The organism is Rhizobium changzhiense, assembly GCF_013087625.1.
Lineage (GTDB): Bacteria > Pseudomonadota > Alphaproteobacteria > Rhizobiales > Rhizobiaceae > Rhizobium > Rhizobium sophorae.
On the sequence record NZ_JABFCQ010000001.1, the window covers coordinates 1,414,264 to 1,431,334 of the forward strand.

Here is a 17,071-nt window from a genome sequence, read left to right on the forward strand (position 1 = left end):
GCATGGACTGACCGGCGTTGATTGCGCTTGCGTCCCTGCAGTTTTTAAAGCAACCCTAGTTCTCCTGTTGTCCGGGAGCAGCCGCGTCCACGAGTAATATTTGATGACCGATAGCAAAGACCAGCCGATTTCGCCGGAAGGCGTCGGCAACTTGCCCCATCTTGCCGAAGCCCTTGATGATGACCGGTTTCGACACTTTCTCGACCATGTGCCATTCGCGGTGGCTGTCTCCGAACTCGGTGGCGACGAGCCGCTGATTTATGTCAATCTCGAATTCGAACGGCTGACGGCGCTTGAGGCAACCCAAGTCCAGGGAAAGCCCTGGCCTGACATTGAATTGAAATCTACCGCCGTCTCCGGAGAGGTGCCGCTTACCGCCGCTGTGACCTCTGCAGAAGAGTATATTGGTGCCTTCTCGCTGGTGGCCGAACCCGAGAGCACCGTCATTATCGACGTCTGGTCGAATACGATCGTCGACGATGATGACACGCCGCTTTTCCGATTGGTGGCCTTTGCTGCCCGCAATGAGGCGACGGCCGCGGAGAGCTTCAGCGAACTGCTGACGGAGAAAGATATCCTTCTGCGGGAACTTCAGCATCGCGTGAAGAATAATCTTCAGATGATCACGGCACTCATCCGAATGGAGGCGCGCAATGCTCAACAGAATGAGGAAAGCGAGAGGTTTGCACGGCTTGCCGGGCGGATTGAAGCCTTGGCCCTGCTCTATCGCTCACTGTCGGACGAAGAGAAAGGCGCCACAGTCGATCTTGGCACCTATGTCAGCCAGATTGCCGCCTCGGTGATGGCGGCACACGCCGTGGAAGGGATCCGGCTGGACATGAAGGTCGATACCTGGCCGGTGTCGGTCGATGTCGCCATGCCGGCCGGCCTCGTCATCAACGAACTCCTCACGAATACGCTGAAGCATGCCTTCGTGGGGCGCGATGGCGGCGAAATCACGCTCCGTTGTGTCGTCGGCGATACCGGGTGCAGGATCACTGTCGCTGACAATGGGGTCGGTCTTCCCCAGGATGTGACTTGGCCGCAGCCGGGAAAGCTGAGCGCGATGATCGTGCAGTCGCTGAAGCAGAATGCCCGCGCCGAGGTTGAAGTCAACTCTTCCCCTGACACCGGCATGAGTGTCTCCCTCGTCTTCCCGAGATCCGAAGCAACCCAATAGAGCGCCGCGCGTCTTTTCAGACGCGCTAAGGACGCTCTATCACTTTGAATCTGCGCGTAATCCTTTCCGAAAATCGATTCCGATTTTCGGGGTTATGCGCTAGCCACCTCATCGATTTGTGTTTGGGGCGCCCCGAAGAGCGCCCCAATGCGTCTGCCGATACGGGCGGGCTTACATCTTCGGCAGCAGCACCTTGTCGACGACGTGGATGACTCCGTTCGACTGCTTGACGTCGGCGATCGTCACATGGGAGACGCCGCCGTTTTCATCGGTCAGGCTGATCTTGCCCATGTTTTCCTTGGCTTTCAGCACGCAGCCGCCGACGGTCTTGATGTCGTGCTCGCCACCGTCATCCTTGATCATCTTGGCAACGGTCTTGGCCATCGCATCGGCGGCAACGACGTGGCAGGTCAGAACCTTGGTCAGCGTTGCCTTGTTTTCCGGCTTCAGCAGCGTATCGACGGTGCCCTTCGGCAGGGCGGCAAAAGCTTCGTTGGTCGGCGCAAAGACGGTGAAGGGGCCCTTGCCCTCGAGCGTGCCGACCAGGCCGGCTGCCTTGACGGCTGCGACCAGCGTCGTGTGATCCTTGGAGTTCACGGCGTTCTCGATGATGTTCTTGCTTTCGAACATCGCAGCACCGCCGACCGTCGGGTTTTTCGCGGCGGCAAAGGCGACGGCGGACATGGCAGTGGCGAGCGCGAAGCCGCGCAATACGGACTTGATCATGATTTTCTCCTCACCGGACACCATCCGCGGGCTTTATGCCTGAGCGTCGTCCGGACAATTCGAACTACGGAGGGCCGCGCCGAAGAGTTTCAGACAGGAGAAATTTGATTGACGGCGGGCACGATCATTGCCGGTGCGCTTATGGTCGGTGCAGGGCGCCGCTTGCGATCACCGGACCGGTCGCCTGGCCGGTCGGCGAACCGCCGAAGGGTTCGAGACTGACGGCAAGTGTTGCGCCATCGGCTATCATGCTGCGCAGTTCGGCGGGAATGACAAGTTCACCGCTTTCGCCCGGCTGGAAGACGCCGAGCGATCTCGTCATGCCGCTGCCCGGTACCAGCCAAAGTTCCAGCGACTTCTCCTCCGGCTTGCCGGCGGCCACCGGCACGATCTTCAGCCGACCGCTCTGAAGCTCGTAGGAGGCGAGAAGATTGATGGTGCTGTTCTGGCCCGAAAGAGAGGCCACCAGTGGTGCGGGCCCCTGCGGCTCCGGCATCACGCCGGAGGCGAAGATGACGGCGCTGACGGCGACGACGATGCAGGCGAAGCTCAGCGAGCGCCAGAAAACGGCGGAATTCCAGAGCCCCTGCGAAAAGGATGGGGGCTTTTGGCCATCGCCGAACAGCCGCGCCTCGATCTGCTTGAAGGTTTCCCGGTTCGGAGCAACGCCTTCATACTCGTCGTTGAAGGAGGAGAGGTTGGTTTCCCAGCGGCTGACGATCGCAGCGAAGGGGCGGTCGTGGCGCATGCGCTCTTCCACCACCCGGCGATCCTGCAACGACAGGACGCCAAGCACATATTCGCCGGCGAGAACCTCGTCGCGGGAGCGGTCTCCCTTGCTTTTGTCGGGCGATGTCATCGTTCCATGCACTCTCTCAGTTTCAAGAGGCTGCGCCTGAGCCAGGTCCGCATCGTGTTCAGCGGGACACCAAACTGATCGGCCAGTTCCTGATAGCTCAGCCCTTCGACATAAGCCCGTTTCACCGCGACCGCACGATCAGCTTCCAACTCTTCCATGCAGGTGTCAATCCGCCTTCCTTCATCCTTGGTCACCGTCTGCATTTCCGGGTCGTGCCCGGCATCGGCTAGATCGTAGACCGTGTCCAATTCGTCGGCGACGGGCTTGCGCGCCCGCAGCGCATCGATCGAGCGGTTGCGGGCAATTGCGGCCAGCCATGCCGAGGACGAACCCGAGGCGACGGAGAAGCTGCGAGCGCGTTGCCAGATGCTGATATAGACTTCCTGCAGGGCTTCTTCGGCTTCCGTGCGATCCTTCAAGATACGCAGGCAGATCGAGAAAAGTTTCGGTCCGGTCTGGTTGTAAAGGGCCACGAAAGCCCTGCGATCGCCGAGTGCGACGCGGCCGATCAAGTCTGCGATCTCATCGCCTTGCATGCCGTTCCTCATCTCAAGCTTGCGTGAGCCAGACGGTAACGACGTCCGGCTCCGCGACAGATACGAAAAACTATTGCCCTCTGGATTATTCCCTCTGTCAGAAACTTGCGATAAAAGGCCGCGAACAATTCTGCGGGGTTCCCATGAACGAAACCGAAAGCGAAATGCAGGCACGGCTTCTGGCCAAGGCACTGCCCTTCATGCAGCGTTACGAGAACAAGACGATTGTCGTGAAATATGGCGGCCACGCCATGGGCAATCCCGAACTCGGCAAGGCCTTTGCCAGCGACATCGCGCTGTTGAAGCAATCGGGCGTCAACCCGATCGTCGTTCACGGCGGCGGCCCGCAGATCGGCGCCATGCTGAGCAAGATGGGCATCGAATCGAAATTCGAGGGCGGCCTTCGCGTCACCGACCAGAAAACGGTCGAGATCGTCGAGATGGTGCTCGCCGGCTCGATCAACAAGGAAATCGTCGCGCTCATCAACCAGACCGGCGAATGGGCGATCGGCCTTTGCGGCAAGGACGGCAACATGGTCTTCGCCGAAAAGGCGCGCAAGACCATCAAGGATCCAGATTCGAACATCGAGCGCGTGCTCGATCTCGGCTTCGTCGGCGAAGTGGTCGAGGTCGACCGGACGCTGCTCGATCTGCTTGCCCGCTCCGAGATGATCCCGGTCATCGCCCCCGTGGCGCCTGGCCGCGACGGCGCCACCTACAATATCAATGCCGATACCTTCGCCGGCGCCATTGCCGGTGCGTTGAACGCCACCCGGCTGCTGTTCCTGACCGATGTGCCCGGCGTGCTCGACAAGAACGGCCAGCTCATCAAGGAGCTTTCTGTCGCCGAAGCGCACGCGCTGATCGCCGACGGCACGATTTCCGGCGGCATGATCCCGAAGGTCGAGACCTGCATCGATGCGATCAAGGCCGGCGTGCAGGGTGTCGTCATCCTGAACGGCAAGACTGCCCATTCCGTCCTGCTCGAGATCTTCACCGAGCATGGTATCGGAACGCTGATCATTCCCTGAACGAGGCTGCGCCCTTTACCAGCATGAAGGCGGATCTTCCGCACACCGGAACAGGGTATCGAGGAAAAAATGCGCCTGACAGACTGCTATAATTTTCGCGATTTCCGGCGCATGGCCAAACGGCGTCTTCCCGGGCCGATATTCGACTATATAGACGGCGGCGCCGATGACGAGGTGACGTACCGGCGCAATACCGCGGCCTTCGAGGCTTGCGATCTGGTGCCCGATGTTTTGCGCGGTGTGGCCGATGTCGACATGTCGGTGACCGTCATGGGGCAGAAGCTCGCAATGCCGGTCTATTGCTCACCGACGGCGTTGCAGCGGCTTTTTCACCACCAGGGGGAGCGGGCGGTCGCGGCAGCGGCGGCAAAACATGGCACGATGTTCGGCGTCTCCTCGCTCGGCACGATCAGCCTCGAGGAAGCGAGACGGATCAGCAACGGGCCGCAGGTCTATCAGTTCTATTTCCACAAGGACCGCGGCCTCAACCGCGAGATGATGGCGCGAGCGAAAAATGCCGGCGTGCAGGCGATGATGCTGACGGTCGACAGCATCACCGGTGGCAACCGCGAGCGCGACAAGCGCACGGGTTTTGCCATTCCCTTCAAGCTCAATCTTGCCGGCATGACCCAGTTCGCGATCAAGCCCTCCTGGGCAATCGACTGGCTGACGCACGAGCGCTTCGCCCTGCCGCAGCTCGAAAACCACGTCAAGATGGATGGCGGCGCTCTGTCGATCAGCCGATACTTCACCGAGATGCTGGACCCCTCGATGTCGTGGGACGACGTGGCGGAGATGGTGCGCGAATGGGGCCGGCCATTCTGCCTGAAGGGCATCATGTCGGTGGAAGACGCCAAGCGCGCGGCCGAGATCGGCTGCAGCGGCATCGTGCTTTCCAATCATGGCGGACGCCAGCTCGACGGCTCGCGCAGCGCATTCGACCAGCTGGCCGAGATCGTCGACGCCGTGGGCGATCGGATCGACGTGATGATGGATGGCGGCGTGCAGCGGGGAACGCATGTTCTTAAAGCGCTGTCGTTGGGGGCGAAGGCCGTCGGGCTCGGACGCTACTACCTCTTCCCGCTTGCCGCTGCCGGACAGCCCGGCGTCGAACGGGCGCTGGAGACGATGCGCACCGAGATCGAGCGCGGCATGAAGTTGATGGGCTGCACCTCGGTCAGCCAGCTGACGCGGCGAAATCTGCGCTTCCGTTCCTGAGCGGAACGGGATTTCATTGCGGGCGGCAGCCTGTCGCAGCAGACCTGCGGCCCTCGGGCATTCGACGTCAGAGCAGGCTATAAATCGCCGCCGCCTCCTGTTTCAGCTTTTCCATCATTGATCGGTAAGGCCCCGGACCATAGCTGACGCGGCCGACGCCGAGCCTGGCCAGCGCCTTCACGTCCGGAGCGCCCGTCCGCATCATGATGTTGACCGGCAGCGGCGATGCGGCGCAGATCTTCTCGATCAAGGCGGGATCGATCAGGCCCGGCACGAAGAAGCCGCTGCCGCCGGCGGCCGCATAGGCCCTGCCGCGCTCGATCGCCTCGTCCACCAGACCGGCATGTTTGGAAAGATCGCTCTCGGCGAGGAAGAGATCGGTACGGGCATTGATGAAGAAGGGGATGCCCTTGCTTTCTGCCATGGCGCGAATGGCGCGGATGCGAGCCGCCTGCCTCTCGGCCGGATAAAGCCCGCCACCGCCGACCACTTGATCTTCGAAATTGATGCCGACGGCGCCGGCCTCCACCACCTTGGCAACGTTGGCCGCCGCACCGTCAGGCTCAGCCGAATAGGCGCCTTCGAAATCGATCGAAAGCGGCAGGTCTACGGCAGCGGTGATGGACTTCGCCGTTTCGACCAGCACCGACATCGGCAGCTTCTCGCCGTCGACATAACCATGCGCAGCGGCGACCGACCAGCTTCCCGTCGCAAGCGCCTTGGCGCCGCCATCGGCAACCGCCTTCGCCGTCCCGGCATCCCAGATATTGTAAAGAACAACCGGGTCGCCCTTGCGGTGCAATGCTCCGAATGCCTTGGCCTTTTCAGTCTGGTTCATGCCGTCTCCTCCACGTTAGGTGCTTGTGCTCCGATTTTCTCTTCATGCCGCAGCAGCCATTGCTTGCGCCAGAGCCCGCCGCCATAGCCGGTCAACGAACCATCCGCGCCGAGGATGCGATGGCAGGGCACGATGATGGCAAGCTGATTGGCGCCATTGGCGCGGCCGACGGCCCGCACGACTTCCGGCCTTTCCATTTCCCTTGCCAGATCGCCATAGGCGCGCGTCTGGCCGGCAGGAATCTCCATGAGCTTTGCCCAGACATGTTTTTCGAAGGGTGTGCCGCCGAGCGCCAATGGCGTCTTGAAGATGGTGAGCCGCCCTTCGAAATAATCGCGGATCTCCGCCTCAATCTGGTCGATCGCCGGCGTGCGGCCGATCGCGACCGAGGAGCGGGTGCGCTTCTGCAGTGCTTCGAGCTCGGTCGGCAGCGCCTTACGGTCGTGGAATTCGAGAAGATGCAGATGCGTCTGGTCGGCGACGGCCACCATCGGTCCGAGCGGCGTGTCGAACCAGTCGGCAAAGAGCAGTTCACGGTTCTGCGAGAGCGCCGGCGCCTTGCCGACCAGCCGCTGGAAAGCCGTCCGGAAACCACTTGGGGAGTCATATCCCGCATCGAGCTGCGCATCGATGACGCGCGCGCCATCGGCCAGCTGCCGGGCCGCTTCACCCAGCCGGCGATAGCGGACGATATCGTGGAAGGTCATGCCGAGCCCGCGTTTGAAGGCGCGGCGCACGGTCGAAGGATCGTGGCCGCGGCGCACAAGCTCATCCTCGGTCCAGCGCAACTGCGGCTCGCGGTCGAGTGCAGCAAGCAGCTCGTCGACGATCGGCTCCCTGCCCGGCTGCTCCAGCGGCCTGCAGCGCTGGCACGGGCGGAAGCCCGAGAGCATGCAGGCGGCGATCGTGTCGAAGAAGAGCGTATTTTCCCGCTTCGGCTTGCGCGCCGGGCAGGTCAGACGGCAGAAGATGCCGGTCGTCTTCACGCAGACATAGGCCTGGCCCTCAAAATCGGCACTGCGCGCGATCAGGGCATCATAGAGCGTATCGTCATCGGGGCGTTCGAAAAGCATGCCCGCTTTCTAACATCCCGTGCCTGCGCCGTCCGCCGAAAATCGGGCGTCTATTTTATTCCGCCGCATCGAGGCTTTTCACATGCCGTTGCGGGCGCAACATGGATTCCTCCTCTGAATCCTGCGGGGCGCCCCAGAAATTCTCGAGCGTCGGGCCACCCTTGAGATGGCGGCGGCGGAAGAGGAATTCGAGGATCTCATGAAACCAGACGCGACGACCCATTTGCGTATACCAGCGCATGGAATGGCGTTGCTCGCGATCGCGATGAAAGAGGATGCGCATTAACGCCTTCGGCCGCGCCTGGACCGCCACCTCGATGAGCTTAACGCAGGCGACCAGCACGATCGGGTTGAGATGCCGCATCTTCAGCACCTGATGCTTGTAGTCCCATTTACGGATATCGGTTTCGATGACCTGTCGATCGCGGGCGATACGGAAGAAGGGTGTCCAGCGATGTGGCGTCACATAGAGCGCCTGGATCTGGTCGGGATCATAGGAGAGCAATTGCCGGAAGCCGCGCCAGAGGTGGCTCAGCTTCTCCTCCTCGAAACCGACGACCCAGGTCGCCATGGACAGGATATCGTGTTGGCGCAGAAGGCGGATCGCCTCCCTGTCGGTTGTCTTGGCTCCTCCCTTCTTGATCAGCGTCAAGGTCGCCTCGTCGGAGTTCTCCATACCGATCAACCAGCGCACGACACCCGCCTTGCGGTAGAGATGCAGGATATCGGCATCGCGGACGATATCATCGGCCCGTGTCGATCCGACGATCTGCACCGGCACATTCTGGGTGATCATCGCTTCTAGAAAAGCGAGCCACGCCTTTCGCGAGGAGGTCGGATTCTCGTCGGCGAGATTGATAAGTTCCACACCCTCTTCGCGATAAAGCCTGGCGATCTCGCGGGCAAACAGTTCCGGCGAGCGGTGACGCCAGCGGGTCCAGAAGCCGCGCTGGCCGCAGTAGTTGCAAAGATGCGGACAGCCGCGCGAAAACTGCATGACGACAGCGCGCTTGCCGCCCCAATAACTGTAGTGGCGATGATCGATCAGCTCCCAGCCGACGCGATAGGCATCGAGATCGGCGATCGCCTGCGCCGGCTGTGTTGCCAGGACTTCGCCATCGCCATCGCGAAAGGCGATGCCGGGAATGGTTGCGAGCGGGCGATGTGTCGCCAGGGCTTCGGCGAGGCGCCGCATCGTTTCCTCGCCTTCGCCACGCACCAGGATATCGAATGCCGCAGTCTCGGCCAGCACCTCCCGCCAGTGATAGGTCGGGAAGACACCGCCATAGATGATGGAGATTTTCGGATCGCGGCATTTGATCGCCTCGGCGATTGCACGGGCGGTGGGATGAGCCGAGGTCGAGCCCGAATGGCCGATCAACACCAGGTCGGGGTCACCGATCACCGCACGGCTGACAATCTCGGCTATCGTCATCGGCCCGAATTCGGCATCGACGAGACTGACGATATGACCGTCGTCGATCAGTGGGCCGCCGACCGAAAGAAGGCCGAGCGGTGGAAGGTGATCATCGGGAATGCGACTGCCGATCGCCGTATGCGGCGGATTGATCAGAACGATCTTCATGCGACTTTACCCCTTGCGGGTCCCCCTGTCTGATGCAGGCAGAAAGTCACCAGCAATCAATGGCAATATTCAGCCTAAATCCTCTTAAAGTTGTGAAAATCTGACGGCATTTTTGCGGAAGCCGATGGCAGGCGAACCAGAGAGCCAAAAGCCTTTGGTTTCCCGCAGCAGCCGTGCCATAAGACCGCCATGACCAAGATCGACCGCACGCCTGACAAAGCCGATTTCCAGCACGTCACAGACTGGGTCTTCGACCTCGACAACACGCTCTATCCGCATCATGTCAATCTCTTCGCGCAGATCGACAAGAACATGACCGCCTATGTCGCGGCACTCCTGCAGATGGAGCGGGAAGAGGCGCGCAAGCTGCAGAAGCAATATTACCTCGAGCATGGCACGACGCTGCAGGGCCTGATGATCCATCACGGTATCGACCCGAACGACTTTCTCGAAAAGGCGCATGCGATCGACTACGCGGCGCTGACGCCGCAGCCGGAACTTGGCGAGGCGATCAAGGCGCTGCCGGGGCGCAAGTTCATTTTCACCAATGGCAGCGTCAAGCATGCCGAAATGACGGCGGAGGCGCTCGGCATTCTCGAACATTTCGACGACATCTTCGATATCGTCGCCGCCGACTACGTGCCGAAGCCGGCGCAGGCGACCTACGACAAGTTCACGGCGCTGAAGCGCGTCGAAACCACCAAGGCGGCCATGTTCGAGGATCTGCCGCGCAACCTGACGGTGCCGAAGGCGCTCGGCATGCAGACCGTGCTGCTGGTGCCACGCAATCTGGAAGAGACAGTGGTCGAATGGTGGGAAAAGACCAGCGGCGAAGAGGATCATATCGATTTCGTCACCGACGATCTCGCTGCCTTCCTCGGCAAGATTACCGGCTGAAGTATTACGAAGTTTTCACTTAAGCTTACCGATGTTTAACTGGGTCTTCCGGGTCCGCGGCCATATCTTCTTTCGTGAGGGGACATCTTACGAAAGGCAAACACGATGTACCGCAACAAGCTGATACTGGCAGCGCTTTCCTCCACCCTCATCTTCGGCGCCGCCGCTGGGACAGGCTTTGCCGCACCCGGTGACGGGCCGCGTCAGCACCCCGGCAGGCACGGTCCTGTGCACGGTCCGGGACCGGCCGCCTTCCGCGAAATCACCTATGTCAGAATGCTCAAGCAGTTCGACACCAACAAGGACGGACAGATCTCCAAGGACGAGGCGACCGCCGGCATCGACAAGATCTTCGCTGCGATCGACACCAACAATGACGGCTCGCTGACCCCAGGCGAAATCGGCGCATACCAGAAAGCGCAGATGCAGGCGATGAGAGATCAGCGCAAGCAGGATGCCAGCAATAACAAGGATGCGAATACCGCAGACGCGACGCCTGATAATAACGACCAGGGCCGTCCGCCTCAGGGTGGTCACGAAGGTCGTGACGGCCATCGCTGGATGCGCCATGGCGGCAACATCATGCGTGCCTCGATCATGATGCACCGGGTCGACACCGACCAGAACGGCCAGATTTCCAAACAGGAAGCTGAAGCCGGCATGGACAAGCTGTTCACTCGGATGGACCGCAACAAGGACGGCGTCATCTCGATCGACGACATGCCGGACCGGCCACTTCTGTAAGGCCGGACGAGCCGATATATCCCCACTCTTTCCCTGCTCCGGTGGGGAAAGAGTGGGAGATTCGTCGAAACGCCGCGTTCTGGCTCCTATTCGCGGTGTTCGTAGAAATTCTGCACGATCTTCCATGCCTCTTCGGCCGTATCGACGAAGCTGATCAGCTTGACGTCGTCGGGCGCAATCGTCCCGAATTCCGCCAATGCGTCGAAATTGATGATGCTCCTCCAGAACGCCTCCCCGAAAAGGATCAGCGGCAGGCGCTCCATGCGGCCGGTCTGGATCAACGTCAGGCACTCGAAGAATTCGTCGAGCGTGCCGAAGCCGCCGGGAAAGACGGCGATCGCCTTGGCGCGCACCATGAAGTGCATCTTGCGGATGGCGAAATAGTGGAAGTTGAAGCTGAGTTCCGGCGTCACATAGGCGTTCGGCGCCTGCTCGTGCGGCAATACGATGTTGAGGCCGATCGAAGGGGCGCCCTCGTCGGCCGCGCCGCGATTGCCGGCCTCCATGACACCGGGGCCGCCGCCGGTGACGATGACATATTCCTGGAAATCGAAGCTGGCCGAATATTTCGAGCAGAGACGGGCAAATTTGCGCGCCTCGTCATAATAGACGGACGCCGCCTCCAGATTGGCGCGCTGGATGTCGTTGCGCGCCGCCCAGGCACTCTGGCCGGGGGCGGGAATGCGGGCGCCGCCGAACATGACGACGGTCGAGCGGATGCCGCGTTCGGTCAGCATCATTTCCGGCTTCATCAGTTCCAGCTGCAGGCGGATCGGCCGCAGCTCCTCACGGCAGAGGAAATCCTCGTCGACATAGGCAAGGCGGTAGGCAGGCGACATCGTCTGCGGCGTTTTCGGCACGGCTTCGGCGCGCTGCTTGTCGGTCGAGCTGCTCTTCAGCGGGTCCCATACACCATCCTTGCGCCGCGAACCGCCGTTTCGTCCCTTCGCCATGTCGAAATGCCTTTCAGTATTGCCGGCCACGAAGCCGGATATGTCGCTATAACGCCTTGAATCCAGATATGATCTTGTCGGAAAAATCATTCCGTTCTACGGCTTCATGCTGTAGAGCAGGATACACCCCGCCAACCGCATTCCGGAGACCCCGCCGTCTCCACGATAAAGATCGAAGTTTAAGGAATTCTCATGAGCGCCACCGACCTCGCATCCCTCGAAAAGATCATCGAAACCGCCTTCGACAATCGCGACAATGTGAACACGTCGACGAAGGGCGAGGTTCGCGATGCGGTCGAAGCAGCGCTCGATCTACTCGATGCCGGCAAGGCCCGTGTCGCCGAACGCTCCGCCGACGGCGCCTGGTCGGTCAATCAATGGCTGAAGAAGGCCGTGCTGCTGTCCTTCCGCCTCAACGACATGGACGTGGTGAAGGGCGGCTCGGGCAACTCCACCTGGTGGGACAAGGTTCCTTCGAAGTTCGAAAACTGGGGCGAGAACCACTTCCGCGCCGCCGGCTTCCGCGCCGTGCCGAACTGCGTCGTGCGCCGCTCGGCCTATATCGCCCCGAACGCGATCCTGATGCCCTCCTTCGTCAATCTCGGCGCCTATGTCGGCGAAGGCACGATGGTCGATACCTGGGCGACGGTCGGCTCCTGCGCGCAGATCGGCAAACATGTGCATCTCTCCGGCGGCGTCGGCATCGGCGGCGTTCTGGAGCCGATGCAGGCCGGCCCGACGATCATCGAGGACAATTGCTTCATCGGCGCCCGTTCCGAGGTGGTCGAAGGCTGCATCGTGCGCGAAGGCTCGGTGCTCGGCATGGGCGTCTTTATCGGAAAGTCGACCAAGATCGTCGACCGCGCCACCGGCGAGGTGACCTACGGCGAAGTGCCGCCCTATTCCGTCGTCGTCGCCGGCTCGATGCCGTCGGGCAATGCGACGATGGGCAACGGCCAGCCGGCGCCGCATCTCTACTGCGCCGTCATCGTCAAGCGCGTCGATGAAAAGACCCGCTCGAAGACCGGCATCAACGAGCTGCTCAGAGATTGATGACACCGGGACGTTGATCCGGTAAACAGACGGCGTCTTTTTACGCGAGGCGGCCCCGCCTTGCCATGTCTTTGCCATTCCCGCCGGATAGTCCGACCGCCATGACCGCTACCGACCCCGTCGCTAATCTTCAGACGCTGATTCGCTGCCCGTCCGTGACGCCCGCCGAAGGCGGCGCACTGTCGGCGCTGGAGGCGATGCTTGCGCCGCTCGGCTTTGCGGTCGACAGGGTGAAGGCGAGCGAAGAGGGAACACCCGACATCGAAAACCTCTATGCCCGCCTCGGCAAGGACGGTCCGCATTTGATGTTTGCCGGCCATACCGATGTCGTGCCGGTCGGCGACGAAGCCGCCTGGACGCATCCACCCTTTGCCGCCGAGATTTCCAAGGGCGAGCTTTTCGGCCGCGGCGCAGTCGACATGAAGGGCGGCATCGCCTGTTTCGTCGCCGCCGCCGCCCGCCATATCGAGAAGAACGGGCCACCGGCCGGCTCGATCTCCTTCCTCATCACCGGCGACGAAGAAGGCCCGGCGATCAACGGCACGATCAAGCTGCTGCAATGGGCGGCCGAACGCGGCGAGCGCTGGGATGCCTGCCTTGTCGGCGAGCCGACCAATCCGGACAGGCTCGGCGACATGATCAAGATCGGCCGGCGCGGTTCGCTGTCGGGCAAGATCACGGTTCACGGCGTGCAGGGCCATGCCGCCTATCCGCACCTCGCCGACAATCCGGTGCGCGGCGTGCTGCAGCTGACGCAGGCGCTGATGGACCCGCCGTTTGACGGCGGCACCGACGATTTCCAGCCGTCGAACCTCGAAGTGACCACGGTCGATGTCGGCAATCCGGCAACCAACGTCATCCCGGCCAAGGCATCGGCAAGCTTCAACATCCGCTTCAACGACAGCTGGACCGTCGAAACGCTGCGTGCCGAAATCCTGCGCCGTCTCGACGCCGCCGCCCGGGATGGTGCCTTGCGGCCGGGCCGCCAACCGGTGGCCTATGATATCATCTGGGCCGACCGGCCGAGCCATGTCTTCCTGACGCGCAACAATGCGCTGATCGCCTCGCTGTCGTCGGCCGTCGAAAGCGTTGCCGGTCAGTCGCCGCGGCTTTCGACCACCGGCGGCACGTCGGATGCGCGCTTCATCAAGGATTATTGCCCGGTCGTCGAGTTCGGCCTTGTCGGCCAGACGATGCACATGGTCGATGAGCGCGTCGCTGTCGCCGATCTGGAGACGCTGACGGCAATCTACGAAACCTTCATCGCCCGCTGGTTCGCCAATGCCGGGCTTTAGGGAGGTTCAATATTATCTGGCCGGCCTCTGGCTGCTCATCCGGCTGGATCCGCGCGGCTTCCGCTACCTCGATATGTCCGAGCGCGGCGTCAACCGTTCGTTCTGGGCAATGCTCTGGTGCCTGCCGCCGATGGGTATTTCATGGCTCTGGTGGCGACAGGCCTTCCTGCGGGCGATGCCGCCGGAAGCCGATGTCGATTTTCCCTTCTATATCAGGCTCGGCCTCGTCGAGGTCGCCAACTGGTTCGTGCCGCTGATCTTTGCCGGGCTGCTGCTGCTTGCCTTCCGAATGGGCGAGCGTTTCGCACCCGTCGTCGTCAGCGTCAACTGGCTCGGTGTGCCGCTCTCCTATATCAACGGGCTGCTGCTGGCGCTGGTGTTCTTCCTGCCCGCCTCCGTCGGGCTCGTCTCGCTGCTGCTGCTGGCCTTCATGTTGGCGCAGGTCTTCGTACTGGCGCGCATTCTCCGGATGATCTGCCATGGCCATGCGCTGATGACCGGGGCGCTGACACTGGTGCTGCTCGTGCCGTCGATGATCCTTTCGGAATATCTGCAGCACTTCCTCGGCATCTATCCCGTCTGACCAAGCTTACGAGGGATCATCAGCATCCTCGTCATTGGTATCGGTGACCGGCCTTCGGCGGTCGGGGATCACGTCGGGATAATCCACCTGCATGAAATAGAGCCCGTCCGGCGGCGCCACCGGGCCGCAGGCCTTGCGGTCGCGTGCCTCGAGCGCCGCCTCGACATCATCAGGCGTCCACTTGCCTTCGCCGGCGAGCTTCAGCGTGCCGGCGAAGGAACGGATCTGGTTGTGGAGAAAACTCTGCGCCGTGGCGCGGATCTCGATCAACTCGCCATTGCGCGTCACATCCAGCCGGTCGAGCGTGCGGACCGGGCTGCTTGCCTGGCAATGGGCGGCGCGGAAGGTGGAGAAATCGTGCTTGCCGACCAGCCTCTGGGCGGCGGCATGCATGACCTCGTGATCGAGCACCTTCGGCACCCACCAGGCCTTGCCGGCTTCGAGCGCCAGCGGCGCCCGGCGGCTGACGATGCGATAGAGGTAATGGCGCCGCAGCGCCGAAAAGCGCGCATCGAAAAATTCGGCAGCCGCCTCGACATCGAGAATGGAGACCCGCTCGCCGGCAAGCCTCAGATGCGCGTTCAAGGCATTCTGCAGCTGGTAGGGCGACCAGTCCTTCGAAAGATCGGCATGGATCACCTGCCCCATGGCATGGACGCCGGAATCAGTGCGTCCGGCGCCGCGCACCGACACCGTCTCACCGGTCAGCGACAGCACCGCCGCCTCGATCGCGCCCTGCACCGAAGGGCCGTTCTCCTGCCGCTGCCAGCCGACATAAGGGCCGCCGTCATATTCGACGGTCATGCGGAAACGCGGCATCAGGACAGCCTCGTACCCGCCGCCAGCGGCGTGCCCCTGAGGAAGTCGGCCGCCGCCAGCGGCTTGCCGCCGGCCTTCTGCAGTCTGGTCAGCCGCACCGCGCCCGAGCCGCAGGCGACCACGAGATCGTCCGTCAGCAGTTGCCCGGCAGCACCCTGCCCTTCAGCCAGCTCGGACGCCAGCACCTTCACCCGCTCCGGCTTGCCGCCGACTTCGAGCTCGAACCAGGCACCCGGAAACGGCGCCAGGCCGCGGATGTGATTGTGCACGTCCCCGGCGTTCCTGGAAAAATCGATGCGCGTCTCGGCCTTGTCGATCTTGGCGGCATAGAGCACGCCCTCTTCCGGCTGCGGCGTCAGCGGCAAGTCGTTCATTTCGAGTTTCACCATGGCTTCCGCCATCGCCTTGGCGCCCACGTGCATCAGCCGGTCGTGCAGCTCGCCAGCCGTCATGTTCGGGCCGATCTCGACCTCGCGGGTGAGTGCCACGGCGCCGGTATCCAGACCCTTGTCCATCTTCATCACCATCATGCCGGTCTTTGTGTCGCCGGCCATGATCGCCCGCTGGATCGGTGCCGCACCCCGCCAGCGCGGCAGCAGCGAGGCATGACCGTTGTAGCAGCCATCGCGGGTGCCGTTCAAAATCGCTTCCGGCAGTAACAACCCGTAGGCAACGACGACGCCGACATCGGCCTTCAAGCCACGAAACCTCTCGCGCTCCTCGGGATCCTTGAAATTGACGGGGGTGAAGACCGGCAGGCCGAGCAGTTCGGCCGCCTGATGCACTGGCGATTTCTGTAGATCGAGGCCGCGCCGCCCACCCGGCCGCGGCGGCTGCGTATAGACCGCAACAATCCTGTGCCCGGCATCGACGAGCAGGCGCAGGGTCGGAACCGAGAACTCCGGGGTTCCCATGAAGATGATGCGAAGAGACATTTTATCTCGCCAATTGAGGATCAACCGTCTTCAAACGGGTTTACGAGCTTGAGATCAAACCCCTCGAAATCTCGGGTATTGCGGGTCGCAAGCGTCGCGCCGTTGACAAGGCAGATGGCGGCAATCATAGCATCCTGGACCGAAATCGGCCGCCCCATGCTTTCGCGTTTCGCCCGCAAGCGACCGGTTGCCATAGCCGTTTCCAAATCCCAGCCGACGATACGATCGCGAAACTGGCCTTTTACCAAATTCTCGATCGCGCGAAAGAAGCGGTCCGATCCTGTCTTCAAGAAAACCCTTTCGGCGCCGTAAATCTGTTCCATCAAGCCGACCGTGCAAAGCCAGATTCTCGAGCCATCCTGCCGCAATATCCAGGCCTTCACCTTTTCATTCGGCAAAGGCCTGGCGAACTCGGAAATCACATTCGTATCGAGAACAATCATTCGAAATCCTCGAACGGACGGCCGAAATCCTTTTTCCGCGCGGCCTCGATTTCGTCCATGATTGCAGCAAATTCATCGTCTACCGCGTTTTCGCTGACGAAAGCGGCACGTATCGCGTCATACGCCGACAAAGTCTCGGGCTTTGCTTCGGCTTTCCTTTTCAGCGCTTCGCGCAAAAGCTCCTTGGCCTCGTCAGAAAGACTGTTTCCGCTGCGCTGGGCCGATTGCGCAATGTCTCGCTTCAATGCTTCGGAAATGTTTCTGATCAGAAAATCACCCATTCGGCACCTCACTATGATATCA

Annotated in this window: 19 protein-coding genes; 8 read left to right on the forward strand and 11 right to left on the reverse strand. The window is 61.7% G+C overall.

The annotated features are described in order from the left end of the window. Nucleotides 1–103: 103 nt before the first annotated feature. Nucleotides 104–1,180, forward strand: a complete 1,077-nt coding sequence (locus G9X68_RS07045; RefSeq protein WP_171601785.1) for a sensor histidine kinase — start codon at nucleotides 104–106, stop codon at nucleotides 1,178–1,180. A 171-nt stretch (nucleotides 1,181–1,351) separates the two neighbouring features. Here the strand turns inward: G9X68_RS07045 and G9X68_RS07050 are convergent, their stop codons facing one another. The 3 genes from G9X68_RS07050 to G9X68_RS07060 all read right to left on the reverse strand — a co-directional run bounded on the left by G9X68_RS07050 (nucleotide 1,352) and on the right by G9X68_RS07060 (nucleotide 3,301). After that, nucleotides 1,352–1,906 carry a fasciclin domain-containing protein gene (locus G9X68_RS07050; protein ID WP_171601786.1) on the reverse strand — a complete coding sequence of 185 codons (555 nt, stop codon included), beginning with the start codon at nucleotides 1,904–1,906 and terminating at the stop codon, nucleotides 1,352–1,354. Nucleotides 1,907–2,045: 139 nt separating this feature from the next. Continuing rightward, nucleotides 2,046–2,765, reverse strand: a complete 720-nt coding sequence (locus G9X68_RS07055) for an anti-sigma factor (protein WP_171601787.1) — start codon at nucleotides 2,763–2,765, stop codon at nucleotides 2,046–2,048. Then, nucleotides 2,762–3,301, reverse strand: a complete 540-nt coding sequence (locus G9X68_RS07060) for a sigma-70 family RNA polymerase sigma factor (protein ID WP_171601788.1) — start codon at nucleotides 3,299–3,301, stop codon at nucleotides 2,762–2,764. Before G9X68_RS07060 ends, G9X68_RS07055 begins: the two co-directional genes overlap by 4 nt. 143 nt (nucleotides 3,302–3,444) lie before the next feature. Here G9X68_RS07060 and argB point away from each other — a divergent pair, with 143 nt between their 5' ends. Together argB and G9X68_RS07070 are read left to right on the forward strand one after the other, a co-directional pair. Further along, nucleotides 3,445–4,332, forward strand: coding sequence for an acetylglutamate kinase (argB, locus tag G9X68_RS07065; RefSeq protein WP_171601789.1), 888 nt, complete (start codon nucleotides 3,445–3,447; stop codon nucleotides 4,330–4,332). Nucleotides 4,333–4,401: 69 nt separating this feature from the next. Continuing rightward, nucleotides 4,402–5,550, forward strand: a complete 1,149-nt coding sequence (locus G9X68_RS07070; protein ID WP_171601790.1) for an alpha-hydroxy acid oxidase — start codon at nucleotides 4,402–4,404, stop codon at nucleotides 5,548–5,550. Between the two features lie 67 nt (nucleotides 5,551–5,617). Here the strand turns inward: G9X68_RS07070 and G9X68_RS07075 are convergent, their stop codons facing one another. The 3 genes from G9X68_RS07075 to bchE are packed head-to-tail and all read right to left on the reverse strand — an operon-like array spanning nucleotide 5,618 to nucleotide 9,046. After that, nucleotides 5,618–6,388 carry an isocitrate lyase/PEP mutase family protein gene (locus G9X68_RS07075; RefSeq protein WP_171601791.1) on the reverse strand — a complete coding sequence of 257 codons (771 nt, stop codon included), beginning with the start codon at nucleotides 6,386–6,388 and terminating at the stop codon, nucleotides 5,618–5,620. Continuing rightward, on the reverse strand, nucleotides 6,385–7,461 hold the full coding sequence (locus G9X68_RS07080) for a bifunctional transcriptional activator/DNA repair enzyme AdaA (RefSeq protein WP_171601792.1): 1,077 nt from the start codon (nucleotides 7,459–7,461) through the stop codon (nucleotides 6,385–6,387). The genes G9X68_RS07075 and G9X68_RS07080 overlap by 4 nt, the downstream gene beginning before the upstream one ends. 55 nt (nucleotides 7,462–7,516) lie before the next feature. Beyond that, complete coding sequence (bchE, locus tag G9X68_RS07085; protein WP_171601793.1) at nucleotides 7,517–9,046, reverse strand: magnesium-protoporphyrin IX monomethyl ester anaerobic oxidative cyclase; 1,530 nt, start codon at nucleotides 9,044–9,046, stop codon at nucleotides 7,517–7,519. A 189-nt stretch (nucleotides 9,047–9,235) separates the two neighbouring features. On the opposite strand from bchE, the gene G9X68_RS07090 reads away from it, so the two are divergent. Further along, nucleotides 9,236–9,943 carry a pyrimidine 5'-nucleotidase gene (locus G9X68_RS07090; protein ID WP_171601794.1) on the forward strand — a complete coding sequence of 236 codons (708 nt, stop codon included), beginning with the start codon at nucleotides 9,236–9,238 and terminating at the stop codon, nucleotides 9,941–9,943. Between the two features lie 105 nt (nucleotides 9,944–10,048). Then, entirely contained in the window at nucleotides 10,049–10,687 is a 639-nt protein-coding gene (locus tag G9X68_RS07095; RefSeq protein ID WP_171601795.1) for an EF-hand domain-containing protein, read from the forward strand. A gap of 86 nt (nucleotides 10,688–10,773) precedes the next feature. Here the strand turns inward: G9X68_RS07095 and G9X68_RS07100 are convergent, their stop codons facing one another. Further along, complete coding sequence (locus tag G9X68_RS07100; RefSeq protein WP_171601796.1) at nucleotides 10,774–11,640, reverse strand: LOG family protein; 867 nt, start codon at nucleotides 11,638–11,640, stop codon at nucleotides 10,774–10,776. Nucleotides 11,641–11,832: 192 nt separating this feature from the next. Here G9X68_RS07100 and dapD point away from each other — a divergent pair, with 192 nt between their 5' ends. The 3 genes from dapD to G9X68_RS07115 all read left to right on the forward strand — a co-directional run bounded on the left by dapD (nucleotide 11,833) and on the right by G9X68_RS07115 (nucleotide 14,571). Continuing rightward, complete coding sequence (gene dapD, locus G9X68_RS07105) at nucleotides 11,833–12,693, forward strand: 2,3,4,5-tetrahydropyridine-2,6-dicarboxylate N-succinyltransferase (RefSeq protein ID WP_171601797.1); 861 nt, start codon at nucleotides 11,833–11,835, stop codon at nucleotides 12,691–12,693. Between the two features lie 101 nt (nucleotides 12,694–12,794). Continuing rightward, complete coding sequence (gene dapE, locus G9X68_RS07110; protein WP_171601798.1) at nucleotides 12,795–13,988, forward strand: succinyl-diaminopimelate desuccinylase; 1,194 nt, start codon at nucleotides 12,795–12,797, stop codon at nucleotides 13,986–13,988. Next, nucleotides 13,975–14,571: a hypothetical protein gene (locus tag G9X68_RS07115; protein ID WP_171601799.1), complete on the forward strand. Its 597-nt coding sequence runs from the start codon at nucleotides 13,975–13,977 to the stop codon at nucleotides 14,569–14,571. The genes dapE and G9X68_RS07115 overlap by 14 nt, the downstream gene beginning before the upstream one ends. A 6-nt stretch (nucleotides 14,572–14,577) precedes the next feature. Here the strand turns inward: G9X68_RS07115 and truA are convergent, their stop codons facing one another. From truA to G9X68_RS07135, 4 genes are read right to left on the reverse strand one after another with little or no spacing between them, the layout of a single operon-like run. After that, the gene (gene truA / locus G9X68_RS07120) at nucleotides 14,578–15,390 is read right to left on the reverse strand and encodes a tRNA pseudouridine(38-40) synthase TruA (RefSeq protein ID WP_171601800.1); all 813 of its coding nucleotides are present in this window, start codon (nucleotides 15,388–15,390) and stop codon (nucleotides 14,578–14,580) included. Further along, nucleotides 15,390–16,325, reverse strand: coding sequence for a methionyl-tRNA formyltransferase (gene fmt, locus G9X68_RS07125; protein ID WP_171601801.1), 936 nt, complete (start codon nucleotides 16,323–16,325; stop codon nucleotides 15,390–15,392). The genes truA and fmt overlap by 1 nt, the downstream gene beginning before the upstream one ends. Before the next feature lie 20 nt (nucleotides 16,326–16,345). Beyond that, a complete protein-coding gene (locus G9X68_RS07130) occupies nucleotides 16,346–16,768 on the reverse strand; it encodes a type II toxin-antitoxin system VapC family toxin (protein WP_171601802.1) in 423 nt (140 codons plus the stop codon). Beyond that, the gene (locus G9X68_RS07135; protein WP_171602175.1) at nucleotides 16,765–17,049 is read right to left on the reverse strand and encodes a FitA-like ribbon-helix-helix domain-containing protein; all 285 of its coding nucleotides are present in this window, start codon (nucleotides 17,047–17,049) and stop codon (nucleotides 16,765–16,767) included. Before G9X68_RS07135 ends, G9X68_RS07130 begins: the two co-directional genes overlap by 4 nt. Nucleotides 17,050–17,071: the final 22 nt, after the last annotated feature.

What these genes read in the sequence shown, in the direction of transcription:
- G9X68_RS07090 (WP_171601794.1), top strand. Translation starts at nt 9,236, where the DNA reads ATGACCAAGATCGACCGCACGCCTGACAAAGCCGATTTCCAGCACGTC.
- bchE (WP_171601793.1), bottom strand. Translation starts at nt 9,046, where the DNA reads ATGAAGATCGTTCTGATCAATCCGCCGCATACGGCGATCGGCAGTCGC.
- G9X68_RS07115 (WP_171601799.1), top strand. Translation starts at nt 13,975, where the DNA reads ATGCCGGGCTTTAGGGAGGTTCAATATTATCTGGCCGGCCTCTGGCTG.
- G9X68_RS07095 (WP_171601795.1), top strand. Translation starts at nt 10,049, where the DNA reads ATGTACCGCAACAAGCTGATACTGGCAGCGCTTTCCTCCACCCTCATC.
- argB (WP_171601789.1), top strand. Translation starts at nt 3,445, where the DNA reads ATGAACGAAACCGAAAGCGAAATGCAGGCACGGCTTCTGGCCAAGGCA.
- G9X68_RS07060 (WP_171601788.1), bottom strand. Translation starts at nt 3,301, where the DNA reads ATGCAAGGCGATGAGATCGCAGACTTGATCGGCCGCGTCGCACTCGGC.
- G9X68_RS07070 (WP_171601790.1), top strand. Translation starts at nt 4,402, where the DNA reads ATGCGCCTGACAGACTGCTATAATTTTCGCGATTTCCGGCGCATGGCC.
- G9X68_RS07130 (WP_171601802.1), bottom strand. Translation starts at nt 16,768, where the DNA reads ATGATTGTTCTCGATACGAATGTGATTTCCGAGTTCGCCAGGCCTTTG.
- fmt (WP_171601801.1), bottom strand. Translation starts at nt 16,325, where the DNA reads ATGTCTCTTCGCATCATCTTCATGGGAACCCCGGAGTTCTCGGTTCCG.
- G9X68_RS07055 (WP_171601787.1), bottom strand. Translation starts at nt 2,765, where the DNA reads ATGACATCGCCCGACAAAAGCAAGGGAGACCGCTCCCGCGACGAGGTT.
- dapE (WP_171601798.1), top strand. Translation starts at nt 12,795, where the DNA reads ATGACCGCTACCGACCCCGTCGCTAATCTTCAGACGCTGATTCGCTGC.
- G9X68_RS07135 (WP_171602175.1), bottom strand. Translation starts at nt 17,049, where the DNA reads ATGGGTGATTTTCTGATCAGAAACATTTCCGAAGCATTGAAGCGAGAC.
- G9X68_RS07045 (WP_171601785.1), top strand. Translation starts at nt 104, where the DNA reads ATGACCGATAGCAAAGACCAGCCGATTTCGCCGGAAGGCGTCGGCAAC.
- truA (WP_171601800.1), bottom strand. Translation starts at nt 15,390, where the DNA reads ATGCCGCGTTTCCGCATGACCGTCGAATATGACGGCGGCCCTTATGTC.
- G9X68_RS07100 (WP_171601796.1), bottom strand. Translation starts at nt 11,640, where the DNA reads ATGGCGAAGGGACGAAACGGCGGTTCGCGGCGCAAGGATGGTGTATGG.
- G9X68_RS07050 (WP_171601786.1), bottom strand. Translation starts at nt 1,906, where the DNA reads ATGATCAAGTCCGTATTGCGCGGCTTCGCGCTCGCCACTGCCATGTCC.
- G9X68_RS07075 (WP_171601791.1), bottom strand. Translation starts at nt 6,388, where the DNA reads ATGAACCAGACTGAAAAGGCCAAGGCATTCGGAGCATTGCACCGCAAG.
- G9X68_RS07080 (WP_171601792.1), bottom strand. Translation starts at nt 7,461, where the DNA reads ATGCTTTTCGAACGCCCCGATGACGATACGCTCTATGATGCCCTGATC.
- dapD (WP_171601797.1), top strand. Translation starts at nt 11,833, where the DNA reads ATGAGCGCCACCGACCTCGCATCCCTCGAAAAGATCATCGAAACCGCC.